The 16,553-nt window shown below is 67.9% G+C and carries 13 protein-coding genes; 4 read left to right on the top strand and 9 right to left on the bottom strand.

Annotated features, from left to right (window positions below; translation table 11 throughout):
* Nucleotides 1-223: 223 nt before the first annotated feature.
* The 6 genes from prpD to QWY76_RS18515 form a co-directional block, all read right to left on the bottom strand.
* On the bottom strand, nt 224-1,705 hold the full coding sequence (prpD, locus tag QWY76_RS18490) for a 2-methylcitrate dehydratase (RefSeq protein WP_290312980.1): 1,482 nt from the start codon (nt 1,703-1,705) through the stop codon (nt 224-226).
* Nucleotides 1,706-1,930: 225 nt separating this feature from the next.
* Nucleotides 1,931-3,109 (bottom strand): 2-methylaconitate cis-trans isomerase PrpF, encoded by a 1,179-nt coding sequence (gene prpF, locus QWY76_RS18495; protein WP_290312981.1) that lies wholly within the window; start codon nt 3,107-3,109, stop codon nt 1,931-1,933.
* A complete protein-coding gene (gene acnD / locus QWY76_RS18500; protein ID WP_290312982.1) occupies nt 3,106-5,748 on the bottom strand; it encodes a Fe/S-dependent 2-methylisocitrate dehydratase AcnD in 2,643 nt (880 codons plus the stop codon). Before acnD ends, prpF begins: the two co-directional genes overlap by 4 nt.
* Nucleotides 5,749-5,989: 241 nt before the next feature.
* Nucleotides 5,990-7,117, bottom strand: a complete 1,128-nt coding sequence (prpC, locus tag QWY76_RS18505) for a bifunctional 2-methylcitrate synthase/citrate synthase (protein WP_290312984.1) — start codon at nt 7,115-7,117, stop codon at nt 5,990-5,992.
* A gap of 39 nt (nt 7,118-7,156) precedes the next feature.
* The gene (gene prpB, locus QWY76_RS18510) at nt 7,157-8,047 is read right to left on the bottom strand and encodes a methylisocitrate lyase (protein WP_290312985.1); all 891 of its coding nucleotides are present in this window, start codon (nt 8,045-8,047) and stop codon (nt 7,157-7,159) included.
* Nucleotides 8,048-8,078: 31 nt separating this feature from the next.
* Nucleotides 8,079-8,792, bottom strand: coding sequence for a GntR family transcriptional regulator (locus QWY76_RS18515; RefSeq protein ID WP_290312986.1), 714 nt, complete (start codon nt 8,790-8,792; stop codon nt 8,079-8,081).
* Nucleotides 8,793-9,029: 237 nt separating this feature from the next.
* Here QWY76_RS18515 and pabB point away from each other — a divergent pair, with 237 nt between their 5' ends.
* Both pabB and QWY76_RS18525 read left to right on the top strand, forming a co-directional pair.
* Nucleotides 9,030-10,382: an aminodeoxychorismate synthase component I gene (gene pabB / locus QWY76_RS18520; RefSeq protein ID WP_290312988.1), complete on the top strand. Its 1,353-nt coding sequence runs from the start codon at nt 9,030-9,032 to the stop codon at nt 10,380-10,382.
* Between the two features lie 221 nt (nt 10,383-10,603).
* Nucleotides 10,604-11,224 carry a phosphoadenosine phosphosulfate reductase domain-containing protein gene (locus QWY76_RS18525; RefSeq protein WP_290312989.1) on the top strand — a complete coding sequence of 207 codons (621 nt, stop codon included), beginning with the start codon at nt 10,604-10,606 and terminating at the stop codon, nt 11,222-11,224.
* A gap of 76 nt (nt 11,225-11,300) precedes the next feature.
* On the opposite strand, the gene cysB is transcribed toward QWY76_RS18525, so the two are convergent.
* The gene (gene cysB / locus QWY76_RS18530; RefSeq protein ID WP_290312990.1) at nt 11,301-12,272 is read right to left on the bottom strand and encodes an HTH-type transcriptional regulator CysB; all 972 of its coding nucleotides are present in this window, start codon (nt 12,270-12,272) and stop codon (nt 11,301-11,303) included.
* 235 nt (nt 12,273-12,507) lie between these two features.
* On the opposite strand from cysB, the gene trxA reads away from it, so the two are divergent.
* On the top strand, nt 12,508-12,831 hold the full coding sequence (trxA, locus tag QWY76_RS18535) for a thioredoxin (RefSeq protein WP_263591556.1): 324 nt from the start codon (nt 12,508-12,510) through the stop codon (nt 12,829-12,831).
* A 67-nt stretch (nt 12,832-12,898) separates the two neighbouring features.
* Here the strand turns inward: trxA and QWY76_RS18540 are convergent, their stop codons facing one another.
* Nucleotides 12,899-13,993, bottom strand: coding sequence for an AI-2E family transporter (locus tag QWY76_RS18540; RefSeq protein ID WP_290312991.1), 1,095 nt, complete (start codon nt 13,991-13,993; stop codon nt 12,899-12,901).
* 191 nt (nt 13,994-14,184) lie between these two features.
* Between QWY76_RS18540 and QWY76_RS18545 the strand changes: the two genes are divergently transcribed.
* On the top strand, nt 14,185-14,976 hold the full coding sequence (locus QWY76_RS18545; protein WP_290312992.1) for an SIMPL domain-containing protein: 792 nt from the start codon (nt 14,185-14,187) through the stop codon (nt 14,974-14,976).
* A 141-nt stretch (nt 14,977-15,117) separates the two neighbouring features.
* Here the strand turns inward: QWY76_RS18545 and serS are convergent, their stop codons facing one another.
* A complete protein-coding gene (gene serS / locus QWY76_RS18550) occupies nt 15,118-16,395 on the bottom strand; it encodes a serine--tRNA ligase (RefSeq protein ID WP_290312993.1) in 1,278 nt (425 codons plus the stop codon).
* Nucleotides 16,396-16,553 lie beyond the last annotated feature (158 nt).

Here is a 16,553-nt window from a genome sequence, read left to right on the forward strand (position 1 = left end):
TTCTGCCACTCATCACCGCCTGCAACGTTGCCCGTCGCCGGCAGCGGATGCGTACTTTACGGATTCTCCGTGGGAGACGCAAGACCCTTGCATCAAAAAAATATAGACCAGTCCCTCGCCCCCGACCAAGACCCGTTGGTTATGAGATGAGAGATGTCGAAACGCTTTGAGCATAGTCCGCTCGCCCGGTCACCGAACGCCCCGCCACAGGGAACGCCGGGGGTCAGATCACGAACAGATCGACGAACCGGTGCACCGCGGTGGCCTCCAGGCGCGCCGGGTCCCTGCACAGCGCGAAGATGGCCTCGCAGCGCGCCCGCGGAAAGCGGGTGGCCAGGTTGTGGCGAAACTTATCCTCGAGCACCGGGACTCCCTCGTCCCGCCGTCGGCGATGGCCGATCGGGTACTCGACCGCCACCCGGTCGGTGGCACTGCCGTCCCGGAAGAACACCTGGATGGCGTTGGCGATCGAGCGCTTGTCGGGATCATGGTAGTCCCGGGAATAGCGCGCCTCCTCGACGACCTCCATCTTGCCGCGCAGGGCATCGATCCGCGGATGGGCCGCATGGAAGGCATCCTCGTAATGCTCGGCGGCCAGGCTGCCGAAGATCAGCGGCACCGCGGTCATGTACTGCAGGCAGTGGTCACGGTCGGCCGGATTGGCCAGGTCCCCCTCCTTGGAGATGATGCGGATCGCGGACTCGTGGGTGGTCAGCACGATGCGCTCGATCTCGTCGAGGCGATCCTTGACCTGCGGGTGCAGGGTCACGGCCGCCTCGCAGGCGGTCTGGGCATGGAACTCGGCGGGGAAGGAGAGCTTGAACAGCACATTCTCCATCACGTAGCTGCCGAACTCCCGCTGGAAGGTGAACCGGCGCTCGTCCTCCGGCTTGGTGGCCAGGTCCTTGTTGGTGTGGCTGAAGAGCACATCGTAGAAGCCCCACTGGGGTGCCGAGAGCACGCCGGGGATGCCCATCTCGCCGCGCAGGGCGATATCGGCCAGCCGCACGCCGCGCGACGTCGCGTCCCCCGCCGCCCAGCTCTTGCGGGAGCCGGCATTGGGCGCGTGGCGATAGGTACGCAGGCTCTGGCCATCGACCCAGGCATGGGACAGGGCGGAGAGCAGTTGCTCGCGGCCGGCACCCATCAGCCTGGCGGCCACGGCGGTGGAGGCCACCTTGACCAGCACCACGTGATCGAGACCGACCCGGTTGAAGGAATTGTCGAGCGCCAGCACGCCCTGGATCTCGTGGGCCATGATCATGGCCTCGAGCACCTGGCGCATGGTCAACGGCGCCTCGCCCTGGGCAACACGCCTCTGGGAGAGATGGTCGGCCACGGCGAGGATGGCGCCGAGGTTGTCGGAGGGATGCCCCCACTCGGCGGCCAGCCAGGTGTCGTTGTAGTCGAGCCAGCGGACGATGGCGCCGATATCCCAGGCCGCCTTGACCGGATCCAGGCGGAAGGAGGTGCCCGGCACCCGCGCCCCATGGGGCACGACGGTGCCCTCCACCAGCGGCCCCAGGTGCTTGGTGCACTCGGGAAAGCGCAGCGCCAGCAGGCCACAGCCCAGGGTATCCATCAGGCAGTGACGCGCCGTGTCCAGGGCCTCGTTGCTGTCGGGCGTGAAGTCGAGGACATAGTCGGCGATCTTCTGCAGTTCGCCGTCGTAGTCCGGCCGCACATTGGCTTCCACGGTGCTCATACGTCCCTCCTGTCAGCGTCTCGAGTGAGCGCCTGCGGCGCGCTTGCCACTGGGCCCGGAGCGGATCCGCGGCAGGCCCCGGGGTACCGGACCATGGGGAGGCGCCATGCATCCCTTGATTCATGCTGCCGACGCCCTGCTGTCGAAAGTCCGAGAGGTGTTCCTCACTATAGGAAACGCCCCGGTCCGGCGACACGGGGCGCTGTTGCATCGGGTGGAGTCCGCTCAGACGCTGTCGCCGGGCACGCGCACCCAACCTTCCATCAGCACCCGGGCACTGCGGCTCATGATCGCCTTGGTGGCGGTCCACCGGCCATCGACCTGGCGGGCCTCGGCCCCGACCCGCAAGGTGCCGGAGGGATGACCGAAGCGCACCGCCGTGCGCTCACCGCCGCCGGCGGCCAGGTTCACCAGGGTCCCCGGCACGGCCGCGGCCACGCTGATGGCCACGGCCGCCGTGCCCATCATGGCGTGGTGCAGCTTGCCCATGGACAGGGCCCGCACCAGCAGGTCCACCTCGTCGGCGGCGATCGTCCTGCCGCTGGAGGCCAGGTAGTCGGCCGGCGGGGCGACGAAGGCGACCTTCGGGGTGTGCTGGCGACTGGCGGCCTCGTCGACATGGGCGATCAGCCCCATGCGCACCGCGCCGTGGGCGCGGATCGCCTCGAAGCGGGCGAGGGCCTCGACGTCGCCGTTGATGGCCTCCTGCAGCTCGGTGCCCGTGTAGCCGATATCCGCGGCGTTGACGAAGATGGTCGGAATGCCGGCGTTGATCAGGGTCGCCGGCAGGGTCCCCACGCCCGGCACCTCGAGCTCGTCGACGACGCGGCCGGTGGGGAACATCGCCCCCTCGCCATCGGCCGGATCCATGAACTCGACCGGCACCTCCGCCGCAGGGAAGGTCACGCCGTCGAGCTCGAAGTCCCCGGTCTCCTGGACGGCGCCGTCGGTGATGGGCACCCGGGCGATGATGGTCTTGCCGATGTTGGCCTGCCAGATACGCACCTCGGCGGTACCGTTCTCCGGGATACGCGCGGCATCGACCAGGCCATTGCTGATGGCGAAGGGCCCCACGGCGGCGGAGAGGTTGCCGCAGTTGCCGCTCCAGTCGACGAAGGGCTTGTCGATGGACACCTGCCCGAACAGGTAGTCGACATCGTGGCCGGGGCTTTCGCTCCTCGACAGGATCACCGTCTTGCTGGTGCTCGAGGTGGCCCCGCCCATGCCGTCGATCTGCTTCTGATAGGGGTCGGGGCTGCCGATCACCCGCAGCAGCAGGGCATCGCGGGCCGCTCCCGGCACGCGGGCGGCCTCGGGCAGGTCCTCCAGGCGAAAGAACACGCCCTTGCTGGTCCCGCCGCGCATATAGGTGGCAGGAATACGAATCTGCGGAACCTGGCTCATGCGCTGGTCGCCTCCTCGGATTGCAGGAAGTCCTCGGCGAAGCGCTGCAGCACGCCCCCGGCGGAGTAGATGGAGACCTCCTCGGCGGTATCCAGGCGGCAGATCACCGGGACGCGCTGGGCGTCACCGCTGTTGCGGTGGATCACCAGGGTCAGCATGGCGCCGGGTTCCGGGCTGCCCTCCACGTCATAGGTCTCGGTGCCATCGAGCTGCAGGGTGTGCCGGGTAGTGCCCTCCTGGAACTGGATAGGCATCACGCCCATGCCGATCAGGTTGGTGCGGTGGATGCGCTCGAAGCCCTCGGCGACGATGGCCTCCACGCCCGCCAGCGCCACGCCCTTGGCCGCCCAGTCCCGCGACGACCCCTGGCCGTAGTCGGCGCCGGCAATCACGATCAGGGGCTGGCCGCGCGCCATGTAGGTCTCGATGGCCTCCCACATGCGGGTCACCTTGCCTTCCGGCTCGAGGCGCGCCAGCGAGCCCTGGGTCACCTCGCCCGCCTCGTCCCGCACCATCTCGTTGAACAGCTTGGGGTTGGCCAGGGTGGCCCGCAGGGCAGTGAGGTGGTCGCCGCGGTGGGTGGCGTAGGAGTTGAAGTCCTCCTCCGGCAGGCCCATCTTCGCCAGGTACTCGCCGGCGGCGCTGTCGGCCATGATGGCGTTGGACGGCGACAGGTGGTCGGTAGTGATGTTGTCCGGCAGGATGGCCAGCGGCCGCATGCCCTTCAGCGCACGCTCGGCCGCCATGTTGCCTTCCCAGTAGGGCGGGCGACGGATATAGGTGCTCTGCGCCCGCCAGTCGTAGAGCGGACTCTCGGCCCGTTCCGCCGCCTCCAGGTCGAACATCGGGATATAGACCCGCTGGAACTGCTCCGGCTTGACGTGCTCGGCGACGATGGCATCGATCTCCTCGTCGGAGGGCCACAGGTCCTTGAGCGTCACCGGATGGCCGTCGGGGTCGGTGCCCAGCACGTCCTTCTCGATGTCGAAGCGCACGGTGCCGGCGATGGCATAGGCCACCACCAGGGGCGGCGAGGCCAGGAAGGCCTGCTTGGCATAGGGGTGGATGCGTCCGTCGAAGTTGCGGTTGCCGGAGAGCACCGCGGTGGAATAGAGGTCGCGGTCGATGATCTCCTGCTGGATCTCGGGATCCAGGGCACCGGACATGCCGTTGCAGGTGGTGCAGGCATAGGCGACGATGCCGAAGCCGAGCGCCTCCAGTTCGGGCAGCAGGCCGGCCTCCTCCAGGTAGAGACGCGCCACCTTGGATCCCGGGGCGAAGGAGGACTTCACCCAGGGCTTGCGCGTGAGCCCCAGCTCGTTGGCCTTCTTGGCCAGCAGCCCCGCGGCCACCACGTTGCGCGGATTGGAGGTGTTGGTGCAGCTGGTGATGGCGGCGATGATCACCGCGCCATCGGGCATCTTGCCCGCCGGCTCTTCCGCCTGGGCCTTGTCGCCCCCCTGGTGAGAGGACACGGCGATGCCGCGCTCGACAAGCGCCGAGGTCGGCAGCCGCCGATGCGGGCTGGACGGGCCGGCCAGGTTGCGCTCGACGGTGGAGAGGTCGAACTCCAGCACCCGCTCGTAGTGGGCGCCGGCCAGGTCGTCGGCCCACAGGCCGACCTGCCTGGCGTAGGTCTCGACCAGCGCCACCTGCTCCGGCTCGCGGCCGGTGATCTTCAGGTAGTCGAGGGTCTGGTCGTCGATGTAGAACATCGCCGCCGTCGCCCCGTACTCCGGGGTCATGTTGGAGATGGTGGCCCGATCGCCGATGGTCAGGCTCGCGGCCCCCTCGCCGAAGAACTCGAGATAGGCCCCCACCACGCGCTCGCGGCGCAGGAACTCGGTGATCGCCAGCACGATATCGGTGGCGGTGATGCCGGGCTGGCGCCTGCCGGTCAGCTTGACGCCGACGATGTCGGGCAGGCGCATCATGGAGGGGCGCCCCAGCATCACGGTCTCGGCCTCGAGGCCACCCACGCCGATGGCGATCACCCCCAGGCAGTCGATGTGCGGGGTGTGGCTGTCGGTGCCCACGCAGGTATCCGGGAAGGCCACGCGCTTTCCAGTCTCATCGGGGCGGGCCTGCACCACCGGCGACATCTTCTCCAGGTTGATCTGGTGCATGATGCCGTTGCCGGCGGGGATGACGTCGACATTCTCGAACGCCGTCTTGGTCCACTCGATGAAGTGGAAGCGATCCTCGTTGCGGCGGTCCTCCACCGCCCGGTTCTTCTCGAAGGCGTCCTTCTCGAAGCCGGGGTGCTCGACCGCCAGGGAGTGGTCGACGATCAGCTGGGTCGGCACCACCGGGTTGACCTTGGCCGGGTCGCCGCCGCGCTCGGCGATGGCGTCACGCAGGCCGGCCAGATCGACCAGCGCCGTCTGGCCGAGGATGTCGTGGCAGACCACCCGGGCCGGATACCAGGGGAAGTCCAGGTCGCGCTTGCCGTCGATGATCTGCGCGAGGGCGGCGTCGCGCAGGCCCGGCTCGCAGCGGCGCACCAGCTGTTCGGCCAGCACACGCGCGGTGTAGGTCAGGGTGTCGTAGGCGCCGGGGCGGATCGCCTCGACCGCCTCGCGGGTATCGAAGTAGTCCAGCTCGGTGCCGGGAAGATGTTTACGGTATTCGGTATTCATGGCGTGGCAACCATCGGGTGGTGAGCGGAGGGAAGGGGAGCGAGGGGCAGCAGGAGCTCCTTTCAAGACTCGGCTGATAGAGGGCGTGTTTTCCGGCGACAAGCCTTCGCGAGGGCGCTGTAAACCCATCCCTGGGCGCTACCGACGCCATCCGTGGCGTAGGACCCTCGCTTGGCCTTGTCCCCGGCGCCGTGACTACCGGGCATTCGAAAGTGCACGCTAAGGCCGCCCCGTGGGCAGGTCAGTCGCGCTCCTCGAGCGGCACCCATTCGCTGTGCTCCGGCCCGGTATAGTCGGCACTCGGACGAATGATGCGGTTGTTCTCGCGCTGCTCGAAGACATGGGCACACCAGCCGGTGACGCGCGAGCAGACGAAGATCGGCGTGAACAGCTTGGTGGGAATGTCCATGAAGTGGTAGGCGCTGGCATGGAAGAAGTCGGCGTTGCAGAACAGCTTCTTCTCCCGCCACATCACCGCCTCGACCCGCTCGGAGACCGGGTAGAGCACGCCGTCGCCGACGTCCTCGGCGAGTCGCTTCGACCAGCGCTTGATGATGGCGTTGCGCGGGTCGGACTCGCGGTAGATGGCGTGCCCGAAGCCCATGATCTTCTCCTTGCGCTCGAGCATGCCCATGATCTCGCGCTCGGCCTCGTCGGGCGACTGCCAGTGCTCGATCATCGCCATGGCCGCCTCGTTGGCACCGCCGTGCAGCGGCCCGCGCAGGGAGCCGATGGCACCGGTCACGCAGGAGTGCATGTCGGAGAGCGTCGAGGCGCAGACCCGGGCGGTGAAGGTCGAGGCGTTGAACTCGTGCTCGGCATAGAGGATCAGCGAGACGTTCATCACCCGGGCATGCAGCTCGGAGGCCGGCGCGTCGCGCAGCAGGTGCAGGAAGTGGCCGCCCACCGACTCGTCGTCGGTCTCGGTCTCGATGCGCACGCCGTCGTGGGTGAAGCGGTACCAGTAGCAGATGATCGAGGGCAGCGCCGCCAGCAGCCGGTCGGAAACGTCCTGCTGCTCGTCGAAGCTCTCCTCGGTCTCCAGGTTGCCGAGCATCGAGGCCCCGGTGCGCATCACGTCCATGGGGTGAGCGTCGGCCGGGATCTGCTCGAGCACGGTCTTCAGCGCCGGGGGCAGGCCACGCAGGCCCTTGAGCCTGGTGACGTAGGCGTCGAGCTCGGCACGGTTGGGCAGCTTGCCCTTGAGCAGCAGGTAGGCCACTTCCTCGAAGCGCGCCTTCTCGGCCAGCTCCTTGATGTCATAGCCGCGATAGGTCAGGCCGGAGCCGGTCTGGCCGACGGTGCACAGCGCCGTGGCGCCGGCGCTCTGGCCGCGCAGCCCGGCGCCGCCGATCGGTTTGTCTGCCATGGTCGTGTCTCCTGTCGTGTGATTGTTGTAGGCGAGCGCTTACTTGTCGTCGTCCTGCTCGGCGAACAGGGCATCGAGCTTGCGCTCGAACTCGTGGTAGTTGAGGAAGTCGTAGAGCTCGTCGCGGGTCTGCATAAGCTCCACCACGTCGCGCTGGTGGCCCTGGTCGTGGATGCTCTGGTAGACCTTCAGCGCCGCCGCGTTCATGGCGCGGAAGGCGGACAGCGGGTAGAGCACCATGCGGCAGCCCACCTCGGCGAGCTCGTCCTGGCCGAACAGCGGCGTGGCGCCGAACTCGGTGATGTTGGCCAGGATCGGGGCATCGAGGCGCTCGCAGAAGGCCCGGTAGTCCTCCAGGGTGTGGACGGCCTCGGCGAAGATGGCGTCGGCGCCGGCCTCGAGGCAGGCGTTGGCACGCTCGATGGCGGCCTCCAGCCCTTCCTTCTGGAAGGCATCGGTGCGGGCGACCAGGTAGAAGTCCGGGTCGAGTCGCGCATCGGCGGCGGCCTTGACGCGATCGACCATCTCGCCCTGGGAGACGATCGCCTTGTTGGGGCGATGGCCGCAGCGCTTCTGGGCCACCTGGTCCTCCAGGTGCACCGCGGCCACGCCGGCGCGCTGCATCTCCTTGACGGTGCGCGCGATGTTGAAGGCGCCGCCCCAGCCGGTGTCGATGTCCACCAGCAGCGGCACCTCGGTGGCCCCGCAGATGCGGTGGGCGTCCTCGACCACGTCGTTCATGGTGGTCATGCCCAGGTCCGGCAGGCCGAAGGAGGCATTGGCCACGCCGCCGCCGGACAGGTAGATGGCCTGATGGCCGACTCGCTCGGCCATCATGGCGGTGTAGGCGTTGATGGTGCCGACGATGGGCAACGGCCGGTTGGCCTCGAGGGCGGCACGGAAGCGTGCGCCGGGCGTGAGTCGGGTCATGGGGTCTCTCCGGTGGGTCGGTGGGGCGTCCTCAGGTGGACGCCTCCTGGTCCTGTTTGAGGGAGGCGGCGTAGCGTTCGACGACATTCTCCCGGGAAGCGCTGACATGGCGACGCATCAACAGTTCGGCGAGCTCGGCGTCCCCGGCCTCGATGGCATCGACGATGCGATGGTGCTCGACGAAGGCGCGCTGGGGACGCGACCCGCTGGCGCTGAACTGGGTGCGGTACAGCCTCACCAGGTAATAGAGGTCGTCACACAGCATGCCCATCAGCATCTTGTTGTGGCTGCCCTGGACGATGCGGTAGTGGAAGTCCAGGTCACCCTCGCGCTGGTAGTAGGCCTCGCCACGGCGCAGGTCGGACTGGCGCTCGTGGACCGCCAGCACCTCGCGCAGGCCGTCGATCTCCTCGGCGCTCATGTGCTCGGCGGCCAGCCGGGCGGCCATGCTCTCCAGCGCCTCGCGCACGTCGAACAGCTCGAGCAGTTCCTGCATCGACAGCTTGACGACCCGGGCCCCCACATGGGGCACGCGCTCGATCAGCCGGTGCGCCTCCAGGCGACGCATCGCCTCGCGCAGCGGCCCGCGCGAGATGCCGTAGCTCCGGGACAGGCCCGGTTCGGTGATCTTGCTGCCCGGTGCCAGCTCGCCACGCACGATGGCATCTTGGAGCTGCTGGAAGACCCGCTCCGCCAGGGTGCGGACCTCGGGGGTGGTGGCCGGTTCGATCAGGGCGTTTGTCATGGTAATTGTCGACAATTGAGGGTTGATGGAACTGTAGACAGTGCCATCTCTCGGGTCAATATGCCATGGGGGCCGACCCTCTCCCCCTTTGGTTGTAAACAACCAAGCAATTGCTTGGCAGGATGTCGACAATGGTCGAGCTGCGTTGACCCGGCGTCGAGCCCGATGCCAAGCCACCGGCGACAAACCCGGCCGCGGGGCCTAGAATGTGGCGCCTGTTGAGGGAAGGCGCCATTGATGACATCACCACTCGAGATCACCCCCCTGAGCTATCGGGAAGACCCCCTGGACCTGTTCGCGGCCCTGCGCCATCGCCCGGCGGCCGTGCTGCTCGACAGTGGCCGCCCGGTCGCCCCCGGCGGCCGCTACGACATCCTCTCCAGCGACCCCTTGAGTGTGCTCGACATCGACGCCCGGGGCCGGGTCCACGGGGATGCCGCCCTGCCGGACGACCTCTCGCCCTTCGCCGCCCAGCAGGCCCTGCTCGACCGCCTGCCCGGCGAGGTGCCGGACAGCGACCTGCCCTTCCTGGGCGGACTGATCGGGTTCTGGAGCTATGATCTCGGCCGCTGCCTGGAGCCGGTGCCGGGCCGGGCGACCCCCGTCGCCGACCTCCCGGCCAGCCGCGTCGGTCTCTACGACTGGGCCCTGATCCTGGATCACCAGCGCCGCGAGGCCTGGCTGGTGGCGAGCGCCGAGCGCCGCGCCCAGGTGCTCGGCTGGCTGGCGCTGGCGCCCCCGGAGAGCGGGGGCTTCCGGCTGACCGGCGAGTTCCTCCCCGAGATGTCCCGGGAGGACTACCTGGCGCGCTTCGACGCCGTCCAGCGCTATATCCGCGAGGGCGACTGCTACCAGATCAATCTCGCCCAGCGCTTCAGCGCCCCCTATGAGGGCGACCTCTGGCCGGCCTACCGGCGCCTGCGCCGGGCCACCCCGACGCCCTTCTCGGGTTACATCGCCTGGGACGACCACGCCATCCTGTCGCTGTCCCCCGAGCGCTTCCTGCACTGCGCCCGGGGCCGGGTGGAGACCCGACCGATCAAGGGCACCCGCCCCCGCGGGCGGACCCCGACGGAGGATCGCCGGCTCGCCGAGGCACTCGCCGCCAGCGTCAAGGATCGCGCCGAGAATGTGATGATCGTCGACCTGCTGCGCAACGACCTGGGACGGGTGTGCCGCCCCGGCAGCGTGCGGGTACCGCAACTGTGCGGCCTGGAGAGCTATGCCAACGTGCATCACCTGGTCAGCGTGGTGACCGGCGAGCTGGACGAGCGCCACTCGCCCCTGGACCTGCTGGCCGCCGCCTTTCCCGGCGGCTCGATCACCGGCGCACCCAAGGTGCGCGCCATGCAGATCATCGACGAACTCGAGCCCTCGGCCCGCAGCGCCTACTGCGGCAGCCTCGGCTACGTGGACGTGAGGGGCCACATGGACACCTCCATCGCCATTCGCACCGCGGTGGCCGACCGAGGCCGGCTGCACCTGTGGGGCGGCGGCGGCCTGGTCGCCGATTCCCGGGGCGAGGACGAGTATGCCGAGACCCTGGACAAGATCCGCCACCTGATGGCGGCACTCGGCGACCCGGGCTGAGGATGCCGCCAACGGTCGATGAGCAGATCATCGCCCACACCACACGCCACTATGCCGCGAGGGATCCGGCATGCAGGCCGGCCGTGTAATAAGCCTCCATGGAATAACGAAAGCGACTTGTTAATACTTAGCGGCATAAACATCCAATCAATCGGTATTGGGGCCGCTCACTCGAGCTCTGCTAGTGTAGCGCCACCGAGACACCATTCTGGGAGGCGCTCATGGAGCCGCAACTCGACGCCATCAATCGTGATCTGGGCCGGGATCCCGAGGCCCTGATTCGCTGGGCCCTGCAACAGGGCGGCCGGCCGATCTGCACCACCAACTTCCGCCCCTTCGAGGCGGTCATCCTGCACATGGTGACGCGGCAACGGCCGGACATGCCCATCGTGTGGATGGACCACGGCTACAACACCGAGGCCACCTATCGCTTCGCCGACGCCGTGGTGCAGCGGCTGGACCTCAACCTGATCAGCTACATCCCGCGCCGCACCCGGGCCCATCGCGAGGCGGTCGACGGTCCCATGCCGGGCATCGACGACCCGCGCCACGCGGCCTTCACCGAGGAAGTGAAGCTCGAGCCCTTCGGCCGGGCGCTGCGCGAAATGGCACCGGACGTCTGGTTCACCGCCCTGCGCGCCGAAGACACCCCGGAACGGGCCCGCATGGACGCCGTTTCTCGCAACGCCGACGGCCTGCTCAAGGTCGCGCCGCTGCTGCACTGGAGCGCACGCGACCTCTACCAGTACCTGCAGGCTCACGATCTGCCCAACGAGTTCGACTACTTCGATCCCACCAAGGTGGAAGCGAAGCGGGAATGCGGGCTGCATCTTCAGCACTGAGGCACCCAGGCACGCCATCGCCCGTCCGAGAGGACGGGCGATGGCGTTTTTCGTTGAGACCGAGGACCGTGGCGCGTCAGCGGACGGGCAGTTCGATACCCTGAAACAGGCCCTGTTCGTGGCGGGGGCCGGCCGCGAGGGCGGCATCCACCAGATCTCGCTCCAGGTGATCGGCGAAGCCCTGCAGGAAGTCGTACATGTAGCCGCGCATGAAGGTCCCGCGACGGATGCCGATCTTGGTGGTGGAGCTCTCGAAGAGATGGCTGGCGTCCAGGGCCACCAGGTCGGTGTCCAGCTCGGGGTCCACGGCCATGTGGGCGACGATCCCCACCCCCATGCCGAGACGCACATAGGTCTTGATGACATCGGCATCCGCCGCCGTCAGCACCACATTGGGGCTGAAACCGTGGGCCCGGAAGGCGTCGTCGAGCTGGGAGCGACCGGTGAAACCGAACACATAGGTCACCAGTGGATAGCCGGCCAGAGCCTCCAGGGTGAGGGTCGGCATCTCGGCCAGGGGATGCCCCCTGGGGACCAGCACACAGCGATTCCAGCGATAGCAGGGCAGCAGCACCAGGTCGGTGAACAGCTCCAGGGACTCGGTGGCGATGGCGAAGTCGGCCTGCCCCTCGCTGACCATCTGGGCGATCTGCCGCGGCGTGCCCTGCTGCATGTGCAGGGCCACGTCGGGGTATTTGCGGGTGAACTCGCCAATCACCGGCGGCAGCGCATAGCGTGCCTGGGTATGGGTGGTGGCGATGGACAGGCTGCCGCGCCGCTCGTCACTGTGCTCCTGGGCGACATGCTTGATGTTCTCGGTGAGCCGCAGCACCTGCCCGGCAAGGTCGATGATCGCCTGCCCCGCCGGAGTGACCCGGGTCAGGTGCTTGCCGCTGCGTGCGAAGATCTCGATTCCCAGCTCGTCCTCCAGCAGACGAATCTGCTTGGAAATGCCGGGCTGGGAGGTATAGAGGCTCTGGGCGGTGGCCGATACATTGAGATTGTGACGCGAGACTTCCCAGATGTACCTCAACTGCTGGAGCTTCATGACCGCTCCCTCCCCCTCGCTGTGGCGGGATTAAAAGACCATTGGGCAATAAGGATATGTTTCATGATTACTTTATAGCATATCATCGGCGCCCTCACACACCTCCCGTGCAGGCCGTCGAGGCCGCACGGGGATTTGCCAGCAAGTGGGTCGCCCGCTAACATCGGGCGACCAAGCATGCATTCATGCCTGACCATCCACGCGATGCAGCGCAACGTAGTAACTGGAGAATCCCATGGCCAATAACGTCGATGTCACCAATGCCAACTTCGAGCAGGAAGTCCTCAATGCCGATACTCCTGTCCTGCTGAAGTTCTGGGCCCCCTGGTGTGGCCCCTGCAAGGTCATGGCACCGGTGGTCGACGAGGTCGCCGAGGAACGCGAAGGCAACCTCAAGATCGTCAGCATCAACGTGGATGACGCCCCGGAGATCGCCGCCGAGCAGGGGGTGCGCGGCGTGCCCACCGTGATGCTGTTCAAGTCCGGCGCCAAGGTCGCTTCCCTGGTCGGCGCCCAGTCCAAGTCCCAACTGAGCCAGTTCATCGACCAGAACGCCTGAGTCGACCGAGCCCGGTCAGCCCGTCACGCCCCGGCCATTGGCCGGGGCGTCGTCGTTGGGGACCCGCTCACTCCTCGTTGTTGCGCTCCAGGGGCGGCCTGTCGGCCTGCTCCAGGGGCGTGGCGCCCGGCCCCAGCAGGTGGGCGATCCAGCGCGTCTGGGGATGGCTGTCCAGGGCGATCTTGAGCGTCATGGTCAGCACCACCGAGAGCAGCATCCCCACCGCGCCGAAGATCCAGCCCCAGACCACCAGCGAGAGAAACGCCACGAAGGTGGACAGCCCCAGGGCTCGCCCCATCACCCGCGGCTCGAGCAGGTTGCCGAGCACGAAGTTGACTCCCAGGTAGGCCCCGGAGAGCACCAGCGCCTTGAACAGGCCACCATCCGGCGAGACCAGCAGCAGCAGCACCGGGGGCACCGCGGCGATGGCCGAACCGATGTTGGGGATATAGTTGAGGGCGAAGGCCAGCACCGCCCACAGCAGCGGGAATTCCACCCCGACCAGCTTGCAGGACAGCCAGATCAGCGCCCCGGTGGCCAGGCTGATCAGCGTCTTCACCGCCAGGTAGCGCTTCAGCGTCAGGCTGAACTCGCTGAAGCGCCGCAGGCTGGGGGCGGGGTTGGCCAGCGCCCGGGAGACCTTGTCGCGGAAGTTGAGCGTCTCGAACAGCAGGAACATGACCAGCAGGGCCACCACCACGCTCTGCATCATCAGGTTGCCGACCTGGCCGATCAGGGCGGGAATCCAGTTGCCGAACTGCTCGGCCTGCAGCAGCTCGCCCAGCCGATTGGTATCGATGGCCAGCCCCAGGCCGGCCAGGCTGTCGAGCACGCCGAGGTAGTACTCGTAGAGCTTCTGCTCGATGCCCGGCAGGGCATCGATGAAGGTGCCGAAGCTGTTGACCAGCAGCAGTCCGAGCAGCGACAGCAGGCCGCCGATCACGATCAGGGTCAGCCACACCGACAGACGCAGGCCCACGCCCAGGCGATGCAGCCAGTGGACCGGGGCGGTGCAGACCACCGCGATGAACAGCGACAGCAGCAGGGGCACCAGCAGACTGGAGCCGGCCCGCATTCCCGCGACGATGATCACCAGGGCAGCCAGCGCCAGGGTCAGGTTCAAGGGGATGCTGCTCTGGGTATCGTCCTCGGGTCTTGCCATGCCCGCCTGCTCCGCCGTTTCGGGGTGTCGTCATGATGCCGCCTGACGGCTCAGGGTACAACGCGACGCCCCTCGGCGACGGGAGGGATCGTGCAACCATTGCACAAGCGTCGCTCGCCGTGGACGGCCGCGGAACCCTGCCGGGCCGCGTCGCTCCAAGCCGACACCTCCATCGCGAAAAGGAAAGCGCCATGCCACTGTCACGCCTCCGTTCCCGCCTGCCCGGCGGCCTGCTCGCCGCCCTGCTGCTCACTGCCCCGCCACTGGCCATCGCCGCCGACGCCCCGTCGCCGCCTCGCCTGGACGTCCAGGCCCAGGCCGAGCTCCAGGTGGTGCCGGACCAGGCGATCCTGAACGCCCGGCTGTGGGAGCGCACCCCGGCCATCGCCCAGCGCGACGATAGCCGCACCGACCCCGAGGCCCTGGCCGAGGCGCGCCGTCGGCTCGAGGAGCGGGCCGCCACCCTGATCCGCACCCTCGAGACGGCCGGGCTCGAGCGCGACGCCATCCAGGCCGGCTCGCTGCGGGTCCAGCCCGAGATCCTGCATGACCGGTCCGGCGAGGAGGGCGAACCGACGCCGCTGGCAAGGACCCGCCTCGAGCGCCCCTTCGAGGTCGAGATCAATGACCTCGAACGCCTGCCGACGATCCTCGACGCCCTCACCGAGGCCGGCGTCAACGCCCTGGATGGCGTGACCCATGACCTCGCCGACCGCGAGGCGGCCAGCGACGAGGCCCTGACCAAGGCCCTCGCCCGTGCCCGCCACAAGGCCGAGCTGATGGCCGAGGCCCTGGGCGTCACACTCGGGCCGGTGCGTGCGGTGAGCGAGCAGCAGGCCCCGGTATTCCAGCCGCGCATGATGGCCATGAGCGCCGACGCCCGGGAGAGCGGCGGCGCGGCCGAGTACCGTCCCGGCACCCTGACCATCGACGCCGCGGTCAATGTCAGCTGGGAGATCGAAGACGAGAAGAGTGAAGAGTGAAGAGTGAAGCCTGAAGAGTGAAGCCTGAAGCGTGAGCCGGCATTTCCCTGGCCCTCAACGACACAACCCCACCATCGGTGGGGTTGTGTCGTTTGTTCCTTCGTAGCGCGGCTCGGCCGTTTTCTCCCGGGCGACGCCCGGTCAGACGTTAATGGTCTCGGCCCCACCCATATAGGGCCGCAGCGCCTCGGGCACCCCGATCGAGCCGTCGGCGTTCTGATGGTTCTCCATCACCGCGATCAGGCAGCGCCCCACCGCCAGGCCGGAGCCGTTCAGGGTATGCAGCAGCTGGGGCTTCTTCTGCTCCGGATGACGGAAGCGCGCCTGCATGCGCCGGGCCTGGAAGTCCTCGCAGTTGGAGACCGAGGAGATCTCCCGGTAGGTCTCCTGGCTCGGCAGCCAGACCTCCAGGTCGTACGTCTTGGCCGCCCCGAAGCCCATGTCACCGGTACACAGCGTCACCACCCGGTACGGCAGCTCCAGGGCCTGCAGGATCGCCTCGGCATGGCCGCGCATCTCCTCCAGGGTGTCGTAGCTGGTGGCCGGGTCGACCAGCTGGACCATCTCGACCTTGTCGAACTGGTGCTGGCGGATCATGCCGCGGGTATCCCGACCATGGGAGCCGGCCTCGCTGCGAAAGCACGGCGTATGGGCGGTGAGGCGCACCGGCAATTGCCTGTGTTCGAGGATCTCGTCGCGGGCGAAGTTGGTCAGCGGCACCTCGGCGGTGGGGATCAGCCGATAGCCGCGCTCGTCCTCCAGGCGGAACAGGTCCTCGCCGAACTTGGGCAGCTGGCCGGTGCCGTACAGGGAGTCGTCGTTCACCATGTAGGGGACGTAGCACTCCTCGTAGCCATGCTCGAGGGTCTGCTTGTCGAGCATGAACTGGGTCAGCGCCCGGTGCAGCCGCGCAACGCTGCCGCGCATCACCGCGAAGCGGGCCCCGGTCAGCTTGGCGGCCAGGTCGAAGTCGAGCTGGCCGGTGAGCGCGCCCAGGTCGACGTGATCCCGGACCGCGAAGTCGAAGCCACGCGGCGTGCCCCAGCGATGCAGCTCGACGTTGTCGTCCTCGCTGTCGCCCTGAGGGACGCTCTCGTGGGGCAGGTTGGGCAGGCCGCTGACCTGCTCGTCCCACTCCGCCTGCACCTCGGCGAGGCGCGCCTTGGCGGCATCCAGGCGCTCGCCCAGGTCGCTGACCTCGTCGAGCAGCGGCTGGATGTCCTCGCCGGCGGCCTTGGCCTTGCCGATGGCCTTGGAGCGGGTGTTGCGCTCGTTCTGCAGGCGTTCGGTCTCGGCCTGCAGCTCCCGGCGTCGGGACTCCAGGGCGGCCAGACGCTCGCTATCGAGCACGAAGCCTCGCTTGGCCAGTCGTTGGGCGACCCCGTCGAGGTCGCTGCGCAGCAGTTTGGGATCGAGCATGGAATCCTGTCCGTCGGTATCGGTGAAAGCAGGGCGCTCATTGTAGGCAAAAGCCCGCCCCGGTGCTATGCGTGCCGGCGCCGTCGGGATGCGCCTCGTGGCCGTCTCGGGGTACAGTAGAGGCCTCCTTCTCCAGCTGCCCGCCCCACGGCAGCGAC

Source organism: Halomonas maura (assembly GCF_030409305.1).
Classification (GTDB): Bacteria; Pseudomonadota; Gammaproteobacteria; order Pseudomonadales; family Halomonadaceae; genus Halomonas; species Halomonas maura.